The sequence below is a fragment of the Enterovibrio nigricans DSM 22720 genome, assembly GCF_900167155.1.
Taxonomy (GTDB): Bacteria; Pseudomonadota; Gammaproteobacteria; order Enterobacterales; family Vibrionaceae; genus Enterovibrio; species Enterovibrio nigricans.
Genome location: NZ_FUXU01000199.1, coordinates 1 through 1,902 on the forward strand (window position 1 = coordinate 1; position 1,902 = coordinate 1,902).

A 1,902-nucleotide genomic window follows, 5' to 3' on the forward strand; every position below is an offset into this window, starting at 1 on the left:
ATGAATCGACTCTTTAATGTCGAGGTAATTTACACGTAATTTCAGGAAGCGGCGGGGTGAAATCCGCCCGATTGAATTTTTTGCAACAACCCCGAGAAGAGCGCGTTCAAATTCCGCAAACGCCCCCATCACCGAGAGCAGAAGCTGGGACATAGGGGAGTCATTATTGGTGAACGTAAGCTGCTCTTTGCAAAATTGGATATCGATTCCTTTCGATGTCAGGTTTCTTACGAGAGTACGGAGGTCATCGAGATTTCTGGCGAGGCGATCCATGCTATGGACGATAATGATATCGCCTTCTCGCGCAAACCTGAGCATTTCTTCAAGTTGCGGCCTGTCGATACTCTTTCCCGATGCCTTGTCGATAAAAGCTCTGTCTGTGGCAATACCATCAAGCTGACGGTTTGGGTTTTGGTCAAATGAGCTTACCCGGATATATCCAATTCTCTGTCCTTTCACTGCTTTCCTCCATTAACTTTCCTCCATTAAATGTCAGGATAGGATCCTAGATATCCAATCCTTTATGTCAACATTTATGAATAATAACCCTATTTAGACATCTTTACCGTAACTGGCCTGACGTCAATCTAGGGTATACCTTATATTGACTAGGTATTGTGAAGCACAACAAGATTCACTATGATTAACTTTGAATCACAGTGATTAGGAGTACATCATGAATACCAAGGTTGTCACTGCACATGTTCCTTTACAGCTAGCTGATAAAGTTGATGAGTTAGCGCAACGTCTCGAACGCTCTAAAGCCTGGGTTGTCAAACAGGCTCTGGCGGATTGGGTCGTCATGGAAGAAGAGCGTCATAAACTGACACTGGAAGCGTTGGCTGATGTTGACAATGACCGGGTTACTGATCACCAGTCTGTTAAGGCCTGGGCAGAAAGTTTGGGGAGTGAGTCTCCCAAGGACGAGCCCAGGTAATGGAAATAAAATGGACCAGTAAAGCCCTTTCCGATTTAAGCCGACTCTATGAATTCCTTGCCCCCGCAGATGCCATTGCTGCGGCAAAGACAGTTCGTTCATTGACCAGTGCGCCTGACATATTGTCAGATCAGCCAAGACTGGGGGAGCGGCTTGATGCTTTTGAGCCCAGGGAAGTTCGCAGGCTCTTGGTTGGCAGCTATGAAATGCGATATGAAATACAGGAGTATACCCTGTATGTGCTTCGTATCTGGCATACCCGAGAGAAGCGCTAAACCACTCGATAGAGCTATTAACTCACTTTATCACCCATGCAAGGAGCATTATGTCTCAACAACCTCTTCCTTCGTTTGATGGAAAGACACTCACTGAGGAACAGTGCAACATCCTGGAGAAAGCATCATCAGGCCAAAGCCTTATAATAAATGCGTTTGCCGGAACCGGGAAAACTTTCACGCTACGCGCACTGGCATCCAAGCCGTTATCTGATAAGAAAGGTCTTTATCTCGCTTTCAACAGAAAGATTGTTGACGATGCTACAACTGCATTTCCTGAGAGCGTTGAGTGTAGAACTATTCACTCGCTTGCATACAGAGATGTTGGTGTGAAGTATGCCAGGGCTGGCCGTATGAAGCAATTCCTTAATGCATCGATATTGTGCGATAAGATACTAAAAGGCAGCCCAGATTTATTCGGTGTGCCACCTATCCGCGTATGCAGCATGATTCTTTCGGGAATAGAAGCATACTGCCATTCTGCCGATAGAGAAATCACGCGCCAACACCTGAACAGCATTAATTTCGCAGGTGTAGATGCAGAGCGTGTCGGTGAATTCAGAGAAACCCTGCTGTACTTTATAAATTCAGTGTGGGAACTTCTCAACAATTCTGCCTGCGACCTCCCGATCACCCCTTCTGTATATCTGAAACTTTGGGCACTGAAAGAGCCTCAGCTGAAGTATGACT

General features: G+C 46.0%; 3 protein-coding genes and 1 pseudogene. 3 read left to right on the forward strand and 1 reads right to left on the reverse strand.

Annotation, left to right across the window (positions count from 1 at the left end; all coding sequences use genetic code 11):
* Positions 1-459: recombinase family protein (locus B5D35_RS23515; RefSeq protein ID WP_244556733.1), on the reverse strand; the 459-nt coding region annotated here is incomplete at its 3' end.
* A gap of 217 nt (positions 460-676) precedes the next feature.
* Between B5D35_RS23515 and B5D35_RS23520 the strand changes: the two genes are divergently transcribed.
* The 3 genes and pseudogenes from B5D35_RS23520 to B5D35_RS23530 form a co-directional block, all read left to right on the forward strand.
* Positions 677-937 carry a CopG family ribbon-helix-helix protein gene (locus tag B5D35_RS23520; protein ID WP_078754816.1) on the forward strand — a complete coding sequence of 87 codons (261 nt, stop codon included), beginning with the start codon at positions 677-679 and terminating at the stop codon, positions 935-937.
* Entirely contained in the window at positions 937-1,212 is a 276-nt protein-coding gene (locus B5D35_RS23525; protein ID WP_078754817.1) for a type II toxin-antitoxin system RelE/ParE family toxin, read from the forward strand. Before B5D35_RS23520 ends, B5D35_RS23525 begins: the two co-directional genes overlap by 1 nt.
* Positions 1,213-1,262: 50 nt before the next feature.
* A pseudogene (locus tag B5D35_RS23530) lies at positions 1,263-1,902 on the forward strand (UvrD-helicase domain-containing protein); the annotation flags it as partial.

What these genes read in the sequence shown, in the direction of transcription:
- B5D35_RS23520 (WP_078754816.1), top strand. Translation starts at nt 677, where the DNA reads ATGAATACCAAGGTTGTCACTGCACATGTTCCTTTACAGCTAGCTGAT.
- B5D35_RS23525 (WP_078754817.1), top strand. Translation starts at nt 937, where the DNA reads ATGGAAATAAAATGGACCAGTAAAGCCCTTTCCGATTTAAGCCGACTC.